At 70.6% G+C, this 15,768-nt stretch carries 21 protein-coding genes, 1 tRNA gene and 1 pseudogene; 10 read left to right on the forward strand and 13 right to left on the reverse strand.

Translation table 11 applies throughout. From position 1 onward, the window contains the following. Window positions 1-128: 128 nt before the first annotated feature. Both AB0M82_RS01775 and AB0M82_RS01780 read left to right on the forward strand, forming a co-directional pair. On the forward strand, window positions 129-1,163 hold the full coding sequence (locus AB0M82_RS01775; RefSeq protein WP_364716570.1) for a hypothetical protein: 1,035 nt from the start codon (window positions 129-131) through the stop codon (window positions 1,161-1,163). After that, window positions 1,144-1,692 (forward strand): hypothetical protein, encoded by a 549-nt coding sequence (locus AB0M82_RS01780; protein WP_364716573.1) that lies wholly within the window; start codon window positions 1,144-1,146, stop codon window positions 1,690-1,692. Before AB0M82_RS01775 ends, AB0M82_RS01780 begins: the two co-directional genes overlap by 20 nt. Before the next feature lie 76 nt (window positions 1,693-1,768). Here AB0M82_RS01780 and AB0M82_RS01785 read toward each other — a convergent pair whose 3' ends face one another. Continuing rightward, window positions 1,769-2,560: a hypothetical protein gene (locus tag AB0M82_RS01785; RefSeq protein ID WP_364716576.1), complete on the reverse strand. Its 792-nt coding sequence runs from the start codon at window positions 2,558-2,560 to the stop codon at window positions 1,769-1,771. Window positions 2,561-3,089: 529 nt separating this feature from the next. Between AB0M82_RS01785 and AB0M82_RS01790 the strand changes: the two genes are divergently transcribed. Next, on the forward strand, window positions 3,090-3,644 hold the full coding sequence (locus AB0M82_RS01790) for a hypothetical protein (RefSeq protein WP_364716578.1): 555 nt from the start codon (window positions 3,090-3,092) through the stop codon (window positions 3,642-3,644). A gap of 75 nt (window positions 3,645-3,719) precedes the next feature. Here AB0M82_RS01790 and AB0M82_RS01795 read toward each other — a convergent pair whose 3' ends face one another. The 6 genes and pseudogenes from AB0M82_RS01795 to AB0M82_RS01820 all read right to left on the reverse strand — a co-directional run. Further along, a complete protein-coding gene (locus tag AB0M82_RS01795; protein WP_364716579.1) occupies window positions 3,720-4,766 on the reverse strand; it encodes a site-specific integrase in 1,047 nt (348 codons plus the stop codon). Further along, window positions 4,763-5,233: a hypothetical protein gene (locus tag AB0M82_RS01800; RefSeq protein ID WP_364716582.1), complete on the reverse strand. Its 471-nt coding sequence runs from the start codon at window positions 5,231-5,233 to the stop codon at window positions 4,763-4,765. The genes AB0M82_RS01795 and AB0M82_RS01800 overlap by 4 nt, the downstream gene beginning before the upstream one ends. A gap of 140 nt (window positions 5,234-5,373) precedes the next feature. Next, window positions 5,374-5,457 (reverse strand) — tRNA-Leu (locus AB0M82_RS01805). A 210-nt stretch (window positions 5,458-5,667) separates the two neighbouring features. Further along, entirely contained in the window at window positions 5,668-6,024 is a 357-nt protein-coding gene (locus AB0M82_RS01810) for a hypothetical protein (protein WP_364716584.1), read from the reverse strand. A 22-nt stretch (window positions 6,025-6,046) separates the two neighbouring features. Continuing rightward, on the reverse strand, window positions 6,047-6,217 hold the full coding sequence (locus AB0M82_RS01815; protein ID WP_364716718.1) for a hypothetical protein: 171 nt from the start codon (window positions 6,215-6,217) through the stop codon (window positions 6,047-6,049). Window positions 6,218-6,343: 126 nt separating this feature from the next. Continuing rightward, window positions 6,344-7,415: pseudogene (locus AB0M82_RS01820) on the reverse strand (LLM class flavin-dependent oxidoreductase); the annotation flags it as partial. Between the two features lie 289 nt (window positions 7,416-7,704). On the opposite strand from AB0M82_RS01820, the gene AB0M82_RS01825 reads away from it, so the two are divergent. Both AB0M82_RS01825 and AB0M82_RS01830 read left to right on the forward strand, forming a co-directional pair. Continuing rightward, complete coding sequence (locus tag AB0M82_RS01825) at window positions 7,705-8,514, forward strand: cellulose-binding domain-containing protein (protein WP_364716587.1); 810 nt, start codon at window positions 7,705-7,707, stop codon at window positions 8,512-8,514. A 63-nt stretch (window positions 8,515-8,577) separates the two neighbouring features. Beyond that, complete coding sequence (locus AB0M82_RS01830) at window positions 8,578-8,736, forward strand: hypothetical protein (RefSeq protein ID WP_364716589.1); 159 nt, start codon at window positions 8,578-8,580, stop codon at window positions 8,734-8,736. Here AB0M82_RS01830 and AB0M82_RS01835 read toward each other — a convergent pair. The 3 genes from AB0M82_RS01835 to AB0M82_RS01845 all read right to left on the reverse strand — a co-directional run bounded on the left by AB0M82_RS01835 (window position 8,733) and on the right by AB0M82_RS01845 (window position 9,910). Beyond that, a complete protein-coding gene (locus AB0M82_RS01835) occupies window positions 8,733-8,927 on the reverse strand; it encodes a hypothetical protein (RefSeq protein ID WP_364716590.1) in 195 nt (64 codons plus the stop codon). The genes AB0M82_RS01830 and AB0M82_RS01835 overlap by 4 nt on opposite strands. Before the next feature lie 41 nt (window positions 8,928-8,968). Then, on the reverse strand, window positions 8,969-9,205 hold the full coding sequence (locus AB0M82_RS01840; RefSeq protein ID WP_364716593.1) for a DUF6480 family protein: 237 nt from the start codon (window positions 9,203-9,205) through the stop codon (window positions 8,969-8,971). Between the two features lie 96 nt (window positions 9,206-9,301). Beyond that, complete coding sequence (locus AB0M82_RS01845; RefSeq protein ID WP_364716594.1) at window positions 9,302-9,910, reverse strand: HSP18 transcriptional regulator; 609 nt, start codon at window positions 9,908-9,910, stop codon at window positions 9,302-9,304. A 106-nt stretch (window positions 9,911-10,016) separates the two neighbouring features. On the opposite strand from AB0M82_RS01845, the gene AB0M82_RS01850 reads away from it, so the two are divergent. The 3 genes from AB0M82_RS01850 (at window position 10,017) to AB0M82_RS01860 (ending at window position 10,908) form a co-directional block, all read left to right on the forward strand. Beyond that, on the forward strand, window positions 10,017-10,457 hold the full coding sequence (locus tag AB0M82_RS01850) for an Hsp20/alpha crystallin family protein (protein WP_364716596.1): 441 nt from the start codon (window positions 10,017-10,019) through the stop codon (window positions 10,455-10,457). A 66-nt stretch (window positions 10,458-10,523) separates the two neighbouring features. Next, window positions 10,524-10,706: a hypothetical protein gene (locus AB0M82_RS01855; RefSeq protein WP_364716597.1), complete on the forward strand. Its 183-nt coding sequence runs from the start codon at window positions 10,524-10,526 to the stop codon at window positions 10,704-10,706. Window positions 10,707-10,743: 37 nt separating this feature from the next. Beyond that, window positions 10,744-10,908 (forward strand): hypothetical protein, encoded by a 165-nt coding sequence (locus tag AB0M82_RS01860; protein ID WP_364716600.1) that lies wholly within the window; start codon window positions 10,744-10,746, stop codon window positions 10,906-10,908. 15 nt (window positions 10,909-10,923) lie between these two features. Here AB0M82_RS01860 and AB0M82_RS01865 read toward each other — a convergent pair whose 3' ends face one another. Then, complete coding sequence (locus AB0M82_RS01865) at window positions 10,924-11,373, reverse strand: nitroreductase family deazaflavin-dependent oxidoreductase (protein ID WP_364716602.1); 450 nt, start codon at window positions 11,371-11,373, stop codon at window positions 10,924-10,926. A 110-nt stretch (window positions 11,374-11,483) separates the two neighbouring features. Here AB0M82_RS01865 and AB0M82_RS01870 point away from each other — a divergent pair, with 110 nt between their 5' ends. Then, window positions 11,484-12,776, forward strand: a complete 1,293-nt coding sequence (locus tag AB0M82_RS01870) for an amidase family protein (protein WP_364716604.1) — start codon at window positions 11,484-11,486, stop codon at window positions 12,774-12,776. A gap of 8 nt (window positions 12,777-12,784) precedes the next feature. After that, a complete protein-coding gene (locus AB0M82_RS01875) occupies window positions 12,785-13,654 on the forward strand; it encodes a MerR family transcriptional regulator (protein ID WP_364716607.1) in 870 nt (289 codons plus the stop codon). A gap of 62 nt (window positions 13,655-13,716) precedes the next feature. Here AB0M82_RS01875 and AB0M82_RS01880 read toward each other — a convergent pair whose 3' ends face one another. Both AB0M82_RS01880 and AB0M82_RS01885 read right to left on the reverse strand, forming a co-directional pair. Further along, window positions 13,717-14,910: an MFS transporter gene (locus AB0M82_RS01880; protein ID WP_364716610.1), complete on the reverse strand. Its 1,194-nt coding sequence runs from the start codon at window positions 14,908-14,910 to the stop codon at window positions 13,717-13,719. Further along, entirely contained in the window at window positions 14,907-15,689 is a 783-nt protein-coding gene (locus tag AB0M82_RS01885; RefSeq protein WP_364716612.1) for a DeoR/GlpR family DNA-binding transcription regulator, read from the reverse strand. The genes AB0M82_RS01880 and AB0M82_RS01885 overlap by 4 nt, the downstream gene beginning before the upstream one ends. Window positions 15,690-15,768: the final 79 nt, after the last annotated feature.

Below are 15,768 nucleotides of genomic sequence, written 5' to 3' on the forward strand. Positions count from 1 at the left end.
ATCCCCCACGCTGCCTTCCAGAGCAACGGCGACGTGCCGCGCACCACAGAATCTCAAACCATCAGCACAGCTTGATCAACAAAGAAGCGGGACCCTGCGCCGCCGCCCCACGAAAGGAGCCTGGTCGGATGACGAGCTATGGCTACAAGTTCTACACGTTCAGCGTCCACAACCGGGGAGACAACACCACCCGCCTGAAGCTCGGCACGCTCCGCGGCGAAAGCGCCGGGACGAGCGGAACGCCGGCATCGAGGTGCGATGCCCTCGTCACGCTGTACGGCCTCTTGAACGGAATCTGCGGGCGCCGCCTGGCCGAGAAGACCAAGCACCTCACGGTCAGGTCTGTCAGCCCGGCGGGCCGCTCGGTCCGGTTCACAGCCGACCTGGGCACGAGCGGTCAGAGCTCGACCTTCATCGACCCGGCCACCGGTGATGACGCTCAAGTCTTCCGGCGGGCCGAGCGCCACATCGAAAGCAACCAGCGCCGCGGGCTGATCGTCGCGCCCACGCAGTCGGCGGTCGGCATGCTCGCCCTCGAGTCGCACTCCGGCTCGACCGGCAGCAGCCAGATCATGCCGATGCTCAAGCGTGGGTTCACCGCCCACACCGGCCTGGTCATCGACTTCGACGCGGTGGTTCACGAGGACGCTCTCGACAAGTTTCTCGAGGAAGCTCACATCGGCGCCATCACGGTGCGTCGGCAGGGCCTGCCCACTGACCTCGCTGACCTTCTCGAGGTCCGTGACAAGGAGGCCCCGCTCGGCCGGCTGGAGATGAAGATCAGCAAGGGGCGCATCCCGGCATTCACGCGCGGCTTGACGGACAAGCTTCGCCGCAACGCTCAGGCACGCGAGCAGCTGCTCTCTGTCGGCGGTCTCGCCTTTGACGAGGTCAACGTCAAGATGGAGGTCGGCGACCGCGCCACGACGCTGTCGGTCTCGGCCGAGCGGATGCCGTCGTTCGTCTACCAGATCTGGACCAGCGCCGTCCCGACGGACGACCGCTTCTACGACGAGGTGAGCCAGATGGTGCCGGACGTGGCACGCGCGTTCGGCGCGATTGTCGGTGCTGCCTGGCAGACTGGCGCCTGGTCGGATGCCAGCCGAACGACGGTCGTGGAGCTGCCGCAACAGGAGGTTTCGCGTGGGGAGGGGCCCAACTAGAGCGCGGGGCAAGTTCTCCAGTTTTGCCCTGGTCAGCGACCACTTCCGGACGCTGAGGGACGCGGAGACCGGCCAGCCCCGGGTCCGGGACTACCTGACGTTCGTCGGTCTGCCGCTCCTCCTGGCGGCGGTCGCCTGGGTCCGCGGGGCGCACGCCGGCCACATCCCCGAGGTGCTGGCCGCGGTAGCCATCCTGACCGGGCTGATCTTCAACGTCTTCGTGCTGCTCTTCGACCTGACGATGCGAGCAGCGGACAAGACCGACCCGGCACACCAGGCCACGCTCAACCAGCTGACCGACGAGCTCCGCGCCAACATCTCCTACGCCGTGCTGCTTGGCCTGATCCTCACGGCCACGTTCGGCGGCTTGGCCATGTTCACCGACACGAGTCAACCCCTGCCGACCAGCGTGACGGCGGTGATCGTGTTCCTTGGCATCCAGATGCTGCTGACGGTCTCGATGATCTTGAAGCGCATCCGCGCCCTCTATCGGGCGTTCCGGGTGGTCGGCCCAGAGCGGATCCCGTGAGCTGATTCGGACCCCGACCAGTTGGCACACATGGTTGACATCAGGTCGGCTGCAACGCGCGACCGAATTAGGACCGTCAGCGCCCGCCAGGTTCGCTCAGTTGGATGAAGCCTGAGCCCTCGTCGTTGGCCACGAAGCGTCGATCGCCCGGCCCATTGAAGATGTCACGCGGCAGGGGTGTGGCGGTCGGACTTACGGTCTCGATGACGTCGAGGCTGAGGACCTCGCCTAGCGGTGCATCGACGCGCGCTGCTCTAAGCAGCGCCGCGGTCAGAGTGCTGGCGTCCTCGTACTGAGCGCGATGTTCCGCGATCCACTGATCACTCCAGGCGCGGGCAAGCGGCGAAACACGAAGCATCGCGACCGCGCTGAGGTACGCATGGTGGGTCGTTAGTCGACCGTTTCGTCCCGCCACCAACGAGAACTCGCCTAGTGATCCATCCTCGAGCTGCGAGGCGCCCAACTCGAAGTCTCCGTACATCGCGGCCATGACTGACTTCGGGTCAGTGGGTACCAAGAAGCCGAACGGGTTTGACAGCACCACGACAAGTGGCCAATCTCGATCTTGCAAGTCCTTTAGCTGGGCGGCAGCCGATTTGATGTCCTCGCGCAGGGGCGCCACCAGCTCTTTCATGTTCCTCGCGCCGATGAACGGGCCCTCGCCGCGGGCTGCCGCAAGAACGCCGGCGGTGTTGAGTGCCTTGACTTCGCACACCACACTCCGGCCGTCTGCATCGACGAGGTAGTCCGGTCGCTTCTTGGTGCCAAGGTCGGCCGGCTCGCGCCGCCAGGAATAGCCCCGCTCACCGAGATACCGCTCAAAGAGCCCCTCGGCGACCGGGCCGGGGTTCAAGATCACGAACTTCACCTTTTCGCCCGCGCAACAAGCAGACTACGCCCGCCCAGCGAGGGATCCGTACAGGATCTACCGCACCGCAGCCACCGCAGCTCCGCTTCTGCGAGCGCGCACGTCGTCACGATCTACCCTGGAGAAGCGGTTGCTCCTGCGAACCTCGACTTCACACCAGGCGCCGCCTCAATCTCAAAGGTCTGTGGCGTTCCGTCGTCATTCAAGAACTCGTTGCTTCCAACCTTCTGTCGACTTTCATCAGTGAATTGGCAACAATACAGCGCGGGTCGGGTCAGCATGTCCTCGCCGAAGCCGCGCCTGGGCATCGCAGAATCTAGGCATGCGACTTCGACCTGAGCTGTCCAATTTCCGACTGCGGTAACGGTGGCGCGCCTCGTGGTCACCACAGCACGCCGTCTGGGAGCGTCGCACTCCGTCGCGTGCGGCGACGACATACGGTTGCTGACCACGTCTCGGCAGAGGATCATGAGAGTGGACGAGTTCCAAGGTTCGGAAGCCCTCCCCTTGTGCACCAGGTGGAGGCTTCGTGTCCAGCACATCCAGCACATTCGACGGATTGGCCGGAACGGGTTCCTTAGCTAACCCGTTGGCGACCGATCACCTGGCCACAGGTGCGGCCGCACGGCCCGCGGATCGGATCGTTGAGACCCTGGCGCTGCCGTCGTTGAACCGGGCAGACGTCAAGCTTGAGCCGCTACCCGTTCCCACGCTGGAGCCGTTGATGGACTCTTCGGTCGCAGTGTTCGCCTTGACGCGGGTTGATGCCTCGGGTGCCGTCGCGTCGAAGACTGCCGTCTCCCAGTTGGGATGGCCTGCCGACACACCAATTCGCTACGACGTGCGCTCTGGTTTGATCGTGGTGAGTGCGGATCCTGGCGCCAAGCGGAGGGTGCCGACGAAGTTGAACCTGGTTTTGCCCACGCAGATCCGGTCACAATGCCGGGTACGCGCGGGCGAGCAGATGCTCCTCGCTGCGCTGGTCGAGCATCAACTCCTGGTCATCTACTCGCAGCGCCGACTCTACGACATGGTGGTTGCCTACCACGCGACCCTGCAGCCGGAACCGGGCTCACTCCTCTGACCGCCGAGGCGCCCACGGCCACAGCCTGCGGGGTGTTGACGTCTGTACGACGGCGTCAACACCCCGCAGGCCTGGTCAGGCGGCAGGATCTGGTGCGACTGGGTGTGGTTCTCCGCTGAGAGCAGCCAGTGCGGCGGCGACTTCGGTGATGTCGGCTTTGACGTAAGTGGTGGTGGTCAGGTCGCTGCCGCTGTCGGCGTGGCCGGCGTAGGCGCGGGCGACGCCGATGCCGAAGCGGCGTTCGACCCAGGTGAGGGTGGTGTGGCGGAGCCAGTGGGCGGTGACGCCCATGGCTTTGGCCCAGTCGAGTTCATTTTGGACCCGGTTGAAGATGTAGTCGTAGCGGCGGTCGGTGATGGGTTTGCCGTCGGCGTAGCGCAGCAGCTGTCCATTGCGGTGGCCGTCTCCGCGCTCGTTGGCGTGGGCGAGCAGATGGCGCATCAGGGTCGGCGAGACGGGCTGCCAACGCTCAGTCTCGCCCTTTTCGCGCAGCAGGATCAGGCATTGTGCTTCGTCGAGGTCGCGGGGCCGCAGGGCCAGTGCGCCGCCGCGGCGGCAGGCGGTCTCGACGTGCAGGCGGCAGATCAGGGCATCGAGTTCCGGGTCGTTTCCGGTGCTGGCGACGACGTCGGACAGTTCGGTCAGCCGGGCGTTGGCCAGGCCGCGCCGGGTGGAGGGGTTGCGGCGGGGTTTGGTGACGCGCATGGCGGGGTTGTCGCGTTCGTCCATGCGCCGGTCGTTGACCAGGTGCTTGTAGAGGCAGCGCATCGCCGCGATGAAGTTCTCCGCCGCGTTGCGGCCGCCGCGGGAGTTTCGGCGGAGCCTCGCGGTGCGGCGGACGACCTCGGCTTGGGTTTTGATGTCGCTGGCGGTGATGGTGTCCATGCGACGGCCGGGCCAGGCGGCCTCGGCCTTCTTCCAGTAGGAGCCGTAGGAAGCGGCGGTGCTGGGCGAGACGAGGGCGGCGACGACGGGGATCCATTCGCTGATCGTCGGGACCGGCTCGTCCGCGGTGTCGTTGTCCGCAGGTGCCTCGTCGAGCAGGTCGGCGGGGTTGACGCCCAGACGTGAAAGCAGCAGGCGGGCGGCCTCGAGGTCGGCCGGGTTCGTGGTGTCGGTCATTGGTCCGCCTCCCCAGCGGCAAGCATGGCGTGGAAGTCGCGCAGCATGGCGTGCACCACGGGTTCGGGGTGCACGACCAGGACGTCCTGGGTCAGGTCGGCCACGAGCAGGACGCGGCTACCGGCGAGGACGCCGCAGCCGTGCCGGACCGGGGCGGGCAGCACGACATACGGTTTGCTCGTCATCCGGAAGACACCGTCGCCGCGGCGGCAGATCACAGCCGACGAACGGATCTGGGTGATTAGCAGCCGGTCCCCCGGTTTCCAGCCCAGCGCGGTGACGATCCCGCGGTCCTGGATCCGGCCCGAAGTGTCCAGTAGCGCGGTGGAGAACCGCCGTTCGCCACCCGCGGACAGGTCCGGCAATGAAGGCATGGGCAGCGGGGCGAGGGATCCGGCCAGCGCCTGGCTCGGAGCAGGCACACCGGTACGGGGTGGGAGTGGCAGCGGCTGGACGAGGCCGGTCATGACGCACCTCCCCGGCAACGGTCGTGCGGGGAGGGCACGGTCAAGATCAGCGTATCTGACCGCGCGGAGGAGGATACGACGAAAGGACCCACCGTAGTGGGCCCCTTGCTCTGTGGTGCGGGAGATATCCCGTATTTTTGTGTCCGAGGGGGGACTTGAACCCCCACGCCCGTTAAGGGCACTAGCACCTCAAGCTAGCGCGTCTGCCATTCCGCCACTCGGACCTGCTGAACAAAGAGTATACGGCCACCCTGCCCCCTCGTTCAGGGGGGTCCGGATCAGTGCCCGGCGCCATCCTGGCATGATCGACAAGTTTCATCCCGACTGCATCGATTCAGCGAGCCGACCTGCGGCTTGGCCTCGGCGAAACATGCGCAGTGGCTCCTGGTACCGGTAGCGATCGGCGCCGAAGGGGTCCAGGAGGTGGGCGTCCGTCAGGGACTCCAGCAGCACCGCCGTGTCGCCAGGCGTGAGGCCGAAGGCCTGGGACGCCGAGGCGACCAAAAAGTCCTCGGCGTCGGACAAAGCGCGTAGCCGCCGCCGACGGACTCGATCTCCACTCCGACGTGCCGCAGCCGGGAGACGTACGAGCGGACCATGCCGACCGCGGCCCGCCGTTCGGCGCCGCCCCACCGGGCCGACACCGGCTGGGCCGGCGACAGCGGGGTGCCCTCCTGCAGAAGCAGCACCGCCGGCGCCGCCCGCTGCTGGGGCGGGCCCAGCTCGATCTCGACGTCGCCGCGCCACGCGCGGACCGGGCCCCGCACCTCGAACCGCAGCGCATCCGTCACGCCGAGCGCAACTCCCGGCGGGCTATTCCGGGACGTGCGCCGGGCGCAGGCGCGCGAACTCCTTCCGCAGCTCCGGGACGACCTCCGCGCGCAGCAGGTCGATCTGGGCCAGCGCCGTCTCGTGCGGCAGGCCCATGCCGTCCACATTGAACAGCTGGCGCTGGTAGTCGCCGAAGTCCTCACGGAACCGCATCGTGCGGTCGATGACCTGCCGCGGGCTGCCGACCACCAGCGGCGTCTCCTCGAGCGACGGCCCGTGGCCGTAGATCGGCGAGTGGTCGAAGTACGGCCGGAACTCGGCGGGGCCGTGGCCGTGGTGCTCGAACCGTTCGCGGTAAAGGGAGATCATCCTCCGAGTGTGGTCGGGTGGCCAGAAGATGTTGTTGTGGAAGTACCCGTCGCCGTAGAAGGCCGCTTGTTCGGCGATCTGCGGGCTGCGGATCGACCCGTGCCAGACGAACGGCGGGACGCCGTCGAGCGGCCGGGGCGTCGACGTGAACCTGCAGCGGTGTCCGGAAGCGACCGGACCGGTCGACGACGTCTTCGCGCCACAGCCGCCGCAGCAGCGCGTAGTTCTCCACCGCCAGCGCGATCCCGTCGCGGATGTCCTTGCCGAACCACGGGTGCACCGGCCCGGTGTTGCCGCGGCCGAGCATCAGGTCGAGCCGCCCGTCGGCGAGGTGCTGCAGCATCGCGTAGTCCTCGGCCAGCTTCACCGGGTCGTTCGTGGTGATCAGCGTCGTCGACGTCGAGAGGATGATCCGGCTCGTGCGCGCCGCGACGAAGCCGAGCAGCGTGGTCGGCGACGACGGCACGAACGGCGGGTTGTGGTGCTCCCCCGTCGCGTAGACGTCGAGGCCGGCCTCCTCGGCGCGGACGGCGGTCTCGACCATCCGCTTGTTCCGCTGGTGCTCGGTCGGCGCCCGCCCGGTCACCCTCCGGGTCGCGCACGCCGGCGAAGGCGGCCTCGTGCTCGGCGTAGTAGAAGAACATGTTCGCGAGGTCGTCGGCGCGGGGAACGCCAGCGCGCGCAGTACGTCGACGCCCATCGGCCGGTAGGCCACGTCCTCGCCGAGCTGTTTCGCGAACGCCGTCGCGTACTCTTCGCCGGTCAGGTTCTCGCCGGAGATGCTGATCGTCTCGCCCACGAGCTCCGTGCCGCGGGCAAAGACGCCGAACGCGGTGCGCCCGATGTCCTTGGCCGCGATGCCCGGCAGCCGCCGGTCGCCCATCGGGAGGTGCAGCGCGAGAACTCCGTCCGCGTCGCGGACCGGGCGGAAGAAGTCGATAAAGGACTCGAAGAAGAAAGTCGTCGACAAGAACGTCGTCGGCACGCCCGCTTCGACGAAGAACGAGGTGCAGGCGGGTGTCCGGCAGGGTGGACCAGCCATCCCGCGAACTTGCCGCTGTTCCCGCTCCGGCGACTGAAGCGCTTTCACCAGGCTTGCCTCGGCCGGTGGCACCGACGACGGCGATGATCTTCTGGTCTGTCATCGAAAAACCTCCTGCGGTCCGGCCGGGTGATCCGGCCACCAGCCCAGAAAACCGTCTCGACGTCAGCGTGTCGTGCACGCCGGATGCACGCGGCATGCACACCATTTACAAGTCCGCCCGGTGTTCCTAGGATTCGCCGGGCAAGCCAGCGCGTACAAGCGCCCACAAGGGACTGGAGGTTCCGCCATGGCGCGCGCCGGTCGGCGGCGGGGGGAAGACATCTCCGTCGACGAGCTGCTCCGGGAAACCGGAGCCACCCCGCGATCACTCGGCGGGTCAGCACCACCCGTACGGGCTCGTGAAGACGAGATCGGCGATGGCTACCGCGAACGGCTCGAGCAGCGGGCGCGCGAGGCCGCCGCGGCCCAGCAGCGCGCCGGACGGCGGGTGCGGTGGGTTTCCGCGGTCTGCGGTGCCGTCGTGGTGATCGGCAGCCTCGTGATCATCGCGGTCACCTCCGAAAGCTCGCCGGGGCGGCAGGCCGCGCTGGCACCGGCGCCGCTCGATCCGGCGACGACGACCCCGCGGCAGGCGACGACGTCCGGCACCACGACGCCGAGTCCGTCCCCGATCCCGACGGTGCTGCGGCAGACCGAGACCCCCACGCCGGCCTCGACCTCGGCCTCGGCCCCGCCTCCGCCACCACCTCCACCCCCGTCCAAGCCCGTCGTGACGGCGTCGTGCGCCGTCCACTACGCCGTGACGGACACGTGGCCGAACGGCTTCACCGCCGCGGTCGCCGTCACGAACACGGGCACCGGCACGCTCACGCCGTGGACGGCCGGCTGGACGTTCAGCGCCGGCCAGCGGGTCACCCACAGCTGGAACGGCGACTTCAGCCAGAGCGGCGCCCGGGTCACGATGAAGGCTGTCTCGTACAACCTCACCCTCGCGCCGGGCGCGAAGGTCGACATCGGGTTCAACGGCGCCTTCGACCGCGGCAACCCGGCGCCCGGCGCGTTCACGCTCAACGGCGTCTCCTGCGACGTGCGCTGACCGAAGGTTGACCTCGGTGTCCTCCGGGTAGCCACGGAAGATCGGCCACCCGGAGGAGGAACGATGTCGGAGCCTCACCACGAAACCGGTGAAGAGGATTCGAGCGGCAACCCGGTCGGGGACCCGCCCCGGCGCGACGACCCCGACGGCCCGCTCGAAGACGAAGACGCGAAGGCGCGGCCCGGCCATCCGGGCTCGCAGGAGAACTTCCGCGGCGGCTAAGCCGTTTCCTCGGGGCGGCGCCGCATGGTCGGCTCCGGCGCCTCGGTCCGGCGGTCGGAGTCCCGCAGCACCTCGCGGGCCTGGCCTTCCGGATCGGCGCTCTCGGCGGCCTGCTCCTCGGGCAGCAGTTCGGCCCGGGTGGTGGACCGCTCGGCGATCTTGTTGCGCTCGTCGAATGCTTCAGGTGCCATGCCGGGCGGGTACCCGCCCGGGCCCGGTCTCAGACGCCGTCTCAGCCACCACGAAGCCAGCCGAAGGCCAGCGCGACGACCAGCGCGGCCACCATCAGCACGAGCACGCCGGTGACGACCAGCCACAGCACGGGGGTGGCTTTCGAGGGCATGGGCTGCGGGTGCGACAGCCCGGACGTCTGGGCCGAGTCGGGCGGGGTGCTGCCCGGCGGCACCCCGCCCCCGGCCTCCAGGTCCGGGGTCCGGCGCGGGTCCGGATCCGGGGGTTCGGCGGTCATGGCGGCATCGTCCTTCCGTCGCGGTCGCTTTCGCCGCCGGGTGCCCGCCGGCCGGCCGCGCAAACCCCGGACGACGGCGGCTCGGACAAGCTTCGCTCAGTCCCGCGCCCGCCGGTTCCCCGCGGCGTCGCGGCGCAGCCGGTCGGTCTGTTCCGTGATCTCCCCCAGCTGCTCCGCGAGCCCGGAGTGCGGACCGGTCAGATGCGGCCGCGCGGCGGCCAGCGGCGGGAGCAGCGTCGCCGGGTCGTCGTCGCCGAGGGCGGCACCCAGGCGGTTCGCGCTTTCCTGCCCCGCCGGGCCGAGCCCGTCGAGCGCGCTCACCCGGCCGGCGAGCTGGCGCAGGATGGCGGAGTTGCGCCGCGCCCAGTCCGCGACGGCCCGGTCGCCCGCCCGCCGGTCGCGCTCCGCGTCGACCCGCGCTTCCCCGGTCTTCTCCCCGGTGTGCGACGGCTGGAGCCTCAAGTACCGCCGTTCCGCGGCTTGGCGACTGGCCACGCCCAGCGCGGGAGCCAGCGCCACCCAGCTGGCGCCGGCCGCCCTGGCCGCCGTGATCAGCTCCGGTTCCCAGCCGGCCAGTTCCTCGCGGAGGAGGCGCAGACCGGACAACGCGCTCAGCAGCTGATCCTGGTCCGCCGTGCCGGCGCGGGCGGCCGCCACCACGTCCTGGATCCGCCGTAGCGCGCCGGGGGGATCGATTCCGTCCATTCCGTCATCCTTTCGACGACCTGCCTCTTGTCATCGGTTTGACGACATGCTAGAACAGAAGTGCGTGTTGACACCAGAGTCGTCGAGTTCCAGGAGGTGGATCCCGATGTTGATGCGCACCGACCCGTTCCGCGACCTCGACCGGTTCGCCCAGCAGGTCTTCGGCACCGCGGCCCCCGGTACCTGGTCGAAGCCGGCCGCGATGCCCATGGACGCCTACCGCGCCGGTGACGAGTTCGTGGTCTGCTTCGACCTGCCCGGCGTCGACCCCGACGGTGTCGAGCTGGACGTCGAGCGCAACGTCCTCACCGTCAAGGCTGAACGCCGGCCGCTGCCGACCGGCGACGACGTCCAGCTGCAGGTTTCCGAGCGGCCGCTCGGCGCGTTCTCGCGCCAGCTGTTCCTCGGCGACACCCTGGACACCGACCACATCACCGCGGACTACGACGCCGGCGTGCTGACCATTCGCATCCCGGTCGCCGAGAAGGCCAAGCCGCGGCGCATCGAAATCGCCGGCACCGGCGAACGCAAGGAGATCAAAGCCTGACCTCGCCGGCGTGGGGCCGGAAACGCGTCCGGCCCCACGCCCCCACGGCGTCGAGGAGGGTTCGCGATGACGGTGAGACCCACAACGGGCGAGCGGGCCCCGTTGACCGCGCTGCTGGAGGAGCTGCTCAAGCGGATCGCCGCCGACGTGCCCGGCGCGCTGGGCGCGGCGATCTCCGTGCACCACCGCGGCTCCTCCGCGTGGCCGCCACCCACGGGCTCTCGACGGCGTTCGTCCCGGCCCAGCTGAACGGATTCGGCGGGCCGGTCCCGACCTCAACGTCAAGGTGCGCGAACTCGCCGTCGCCCTGGTGGAACTGATCGCCGGAGCACCGGCGCCCCAGCCGGACGGCGACCGCACGATCCGTCCGAGCGCCGCCGCCCGCGTCGGCGCCGGCCATGTCGTGCGGGCCTTGGAAACGGCGTCGGCGAGCCTGCCACCGTCGGGATGACTCAGCCGGGCTGACTCAGGCCGGTTCGACGCGGAAGACCGCGATGCGGGCCGCCGCCGCGGCGACCGCGTCCGGCGTCGCCCCGTCCGCGAGCCCCGTCGTCACGAACCGCTTTCCCACGCTCGCCGGGCTCTTCTCGACCAGTTTGCGCAGGACGGGACCGCGCTCGGCTACCGGGAGCTCGGCCAGCCGCGCGGCCGACGTGCGCCGGCCGCGGGTGAGCGTCACCTCGCGGGCGGCCCGCGCGTTCGCCACCCACGCCGCCTTCGGATAGGCCTGGACGATGTAGCGGGCGCCGTCGATCGGGACGACCGCGATGGGGAACGTGCGGGGGACGCCGGTGCGCCGCCCTGCCACGGTGAGCAGCTGCATCGGGCCGAACGCGACGCCGAGCCGCTGCAGCCCCACGACGATCTTGTTGCCGGCGTTGACCATCCGCCGGTAGTTCTGCGCTGTTGTCATCATGCTCCGAACAGTACACGAAGTCATATGAATCTCATATGTTCTGTGGGTCATACTCATTGCTTGGGGTCCGGCGTTGACCCTGACACCGTGTCAGGCCCTATCCCGGAGCCATGACGTCCTTCGCCACCGCCACCGAGGTCGCCGCCGGCATCCGCCGCGGCACGCTCTCGGCCCGCGAACTGACCGAACAGCTCTTCGCCCGCATCGACGCCTCCGACGTCAACGCCGTCGTGGCGACCCGCCGCGAGTACGCGTTGAAGGCCGCTTCGGAAGCCGACCGGGCCGTCGCGCGCGGCGACGCCGTCGGGCCGCTGCACGGCGTCCCGATGACGATCAAGGATGCCTTCGCCGTGGCCGGGCTGCCCACGACCTGGGGCGAACCGGCGTTCGCGGGCCGCGTCGCGGATCAGGACGCGGTGGTCGTCGAACGGCTGCAGGCGGCGGGCGCGATCATCGTCGGCAAGTCGAACGTGCACCACCTGCTCGCCGACTTCGGCCAGACCGTCAACCCCGTCTACGGGCGGACGGTGAACCCGTGGGACCCCGCGCGGACGCCGGGCGGCTCGAGCGGGGGCGCCGCGGCCGCGCTCGCCACCGGACTGTCCTATTTGGAGTACGGCTCCGACCTGGCCGGGTCGATCCGGATCCCGGCGGCGTACTGCGGTGTCTACGGCCTCAAGCCCACTGCGGGAACCGTGCCGCTGCGCGGGTTCCAGCCACCCGGGCCGCCCGCGGCGCCCGCGCGGGAATTCCCCTCGGCCGTCGGGCCGCTCGCGCGGTCGGCCGCCGACCTGCGGCTCGCACTGGGTGTCACCGGCGGGCCGGAGACGTCCTCGTGGGAGCTCGCGCCGCCGCGCCGGCGCCGGCTCGCGGACTTCCGCGCGGGCGTCGTGCTCGACGACCCGCGCTGCCCGGTGACCGGCGAAGTCGGCAAGGTCCTGTCGGACGCCGTCGACGCGCTCGCCGTCGCGGGGGTCCGGATCCGCGAAGGCTGGCCGGACGGTGTCGACCCGGTCGTCCAGGCGGACGCGTTCGGCTTCCAGGTGGAGCTGTTCTTCGCCGGCCTGGAAGGGCGTGAACTCGCGGGTGTCGCCGGGCAGGAGCGTCGGCGGGCGGACCTCACCGCGGCGTGGGGCCGGTACTTCGCCGACGTCGACGTGTTCCTCTGCCCAGCCGTCTTCACGACGGCGTTCCCGCACGACGAGCGGCACCGCTACGACGACCAGGTGTTCTGGATCGCGCAGGCGTCGCTGCCCGGGCTGCCGGCGCTCAACGCGCCGGTCGGGGGCGCGCTGCCGGTCGGGCTCCAGGTGGTCGGGCCCGCGCACGAGGACGACACCGCGATCACGTTCGCGGAGCTCGCGGCGGACGTGGTCGGCGGGTTCGTCGCGCCCGGAGGATGATCGGGCGCGTGTTCTCGATCGGCGACTTCGCCCGCCACGGCCGGGTGTCGGTCCGGATGCTGCGCCACTACGACGCGATCGGGCTGCTGCGCCCGGCGCGCGTCGACCCCGCGACCGGGTACCGCAGCTACACCGCGGGCCAGCTCGCGCGGCTCAACCGGATCGTCGCGCTGAAGGACCTGGGGTTCACGCTGGAGCAGGTGGCCGCGATGCTGGCCGACGAGGTGACGGTCGAGCAGGTGCGCGGCATGCTCGCGCTGCGGCGCGCGGAGCTGGCGGCCGCGCTGGCCGAGGACGCGGCCAAGCTCGCCCGGGTCGAGGCCCGGCTGCGGACGATCGAAGACGAAGGCCGCCCGTCCGGCCACGACGTCGTGGTCAAGGACCTGCCCGCGACGCGGGTGGTGGAGCTGACCGGTGTCGCGGCGGGGTTCGCGCCGGAAGCGATCGGCCCGGTCGTCCACCCGCTGTGCGCGGAACTCGGCCGCCGCCTGCCCGACGCGGACGTCACCCCGGCGGGGCGGCTGACGTGCTACTACGAGCAGCGCGCGGAGGACGAGGTCGTGGTGCACGCGGCGATCCCGGCGTCGGTCGGTCCGGGTGACCTCGCCGGCCTGGTGGTGGCGGATCTCCCGGCGACCCGCGCGGCGACGCTGATCCACCGCGGCGCGATCGACGGCGTCCTGCCCGCCTGGCAGGCGGTGGTCCACTGGATCTCCGCGCACGGCTTCGCGTCCGCCGGGCCGCAGCGGGAGCTGTACCTGGACTGCCCGGAGGATCCGGCGGGCTGGGTGACGGAGCTGCAGGAACCGATCAGCTGGTCCGCGGGTGGCGCGCCGAGTCCCACTCACCGAGCCGGACCGGCCGCGGCAATGGAGTGAATGACTCATTCACCTCGTCCGGCGACATGAACGACTCTTTTCATGTCATCCGGCCGGACCGCTCAGGAGCAGACCGGCTGCTCCGCCGGTTCCGGCTTCGGGCTCAGCACCCCGGCGAACACCGCCGCCAGCACGCACAGCACCACCGGTACCGCGAAGGTGACGTTCAGCGGCATCCACCGCGTCAACCCGCCGATGAGGGCCGGGCCGGCCAGCAAGCCGACGTACCCGAGGCCGACCACCCGGGCCATCAACGCACCCGATGCCCTGGTGTCCAGGTTGCCCGCCGCCGTGAACAGCTGCGGGACGCCGCCCGACAGGCCCAGCCCGAACAGCGCCCAGCCCACCAGGGACAGCGGCACCCACGGGGCCGCCGCGGCCGTCGTCAGGCCGACCGCCGCCAAAGCCGCTCCGTAGCGGACGATCGCCGCCGGGCCGGCCCAGGCCGCGACGCGGTCGGTCAGGAACCGGCCGGTCGTCATCGCCACCGCGAACGCCCCGTACGCGAGGGCCGCCGTCGAAGCCGAGGTGCCCAGCACCTTCTCCATGTGCAGCGCGGCCCAGTCGTTCGCCACGCCTTCCGCCAGCATCAGCGCCAGCGCCAGGCCGCCGAGCAGCCACACCACCTTGCCCGGGGTGCCCCGGCGCGCCTGCGGCTCCGGCGAGTCCGCGGCCGTGGCCGGTGCGTCGGCCGGCTCCATCAGGAACCGCGCCGCCGCCAGGGAAAGCAGCACACAGAGCCCGCCGGTGCAGGTGAGCGTGACGCCGGTGGGCACGCCCGCGCCGAGCGTCGCGGCGCCGATCACCGCGGCGATCGCGCCGCCGACCGACCACATCGCGTGGAAGGCCGCCATGATCGGGCGCGGGTAGGCCCGCTCGACGACGACCGCGTGCGAGTTCATGCCGACGTCGATCGCGCCGTTGCCGAGGCCGAACAGCGCGAGCGCGAGCCCCAGCGTCCACCAGGAGTCCGCGAACCCCGGGCCGCACAGGGAAAGGCCGAGCAACACCCCGGCGGCGGGCACCAGCCGGCGTTGGCCGAGCCGGTCGACGAGCGGGCCGGCCACCTGCATCCCCACGAACGCCGCGCCGCCGAGCACCAGCAGCAGCGCGCCGAGCGTGCTGTGCGAGATGCCGGTCGCGCGCTCGACGTTCGGGATGTGCACCACCCACATGCCCATCCCGAACCCGTTGAGGCCGAAGAACACGAAGGTCGCGAACCGGGCGGCGCGCGGGTGGGGCGGGGTGGTCGTCATCGGCTCTCCGTGGGGGTGGGGACGGCGACGTGCACGAGCACGCCACGTTCGGTCAGCGCCGCGCGCTGGTCCTCGGGCGCGCCCGGATCGGTGATCACCACGTCCGGACGGTCGGCCGGGCAGACGTGCGCGAGCGCGGAGCGGCCCCACTTGGCGCCGTCGGCGAGCACGATCGCCCGGGACGCCACGGCCAGGGCCTGCTGCTTGACTTCGGCGTCGCCGAGGTCGAAGGCGGTCAGCCCCGAATCGAGGTCGAACGCGCACGGACTCAGCACGGCGACGTCGAACCGCAGCGCCCGCAGCGAGGCCAGGGTCAGCGGGCCGGCCAGTGCCTGCTCCCCCGGCCGGGGCTCGCCGCCCGGCAGCAGCAGCCGGACGTCCGGGGCGTCGGCGAGCTCGCGGACCGCGTGCAGGGACAGCGGCATCACGGTGACCACGCGCCCGCGCAGGAGCCGCGCCAGTTCCAGCGCGGTCGTGCCGCTGTCGAGCACGACCGTCTCGCCGTCGCGGATCAGCTCGGCCGCCGCGGCCGCGATGGCCCGCTTCGCCGCGATCGCGGCCGTCGCGCGGGCCGCGAACGGCGGTTCGATTCCGGACGGCGACGCCGGGACGGCCCCGCCGTGCACCCGCCGCAGCACGCCCCGCGAGGCCAGCTGGTCGAGGTCGCGGCGCACGGTCATCTCCGACGCGCCGGTCGCCGCGGCCAGCGCCGCGACGGCCACCTGGTCGGCGTCGCGCAGCCGCTCCACGATGATCTGCTGTCGTTCCGCGCTCTTCACGCCGTGATGTTCGCAAGCCACGAGCGTCCGCACAACTGATTTGTTCGATCGCTCACGTGATTTGTGCGAACGCCCGCTG

This window comes from Amycolatopsis sp. NPDC051128 (assembly GCF_040682715.1).
Lineage (GTDB): Bacteria > Actinomycetota > Actinomycetes > Mycobacteriales > Pseudonocardiaceae > Amycolatopsis.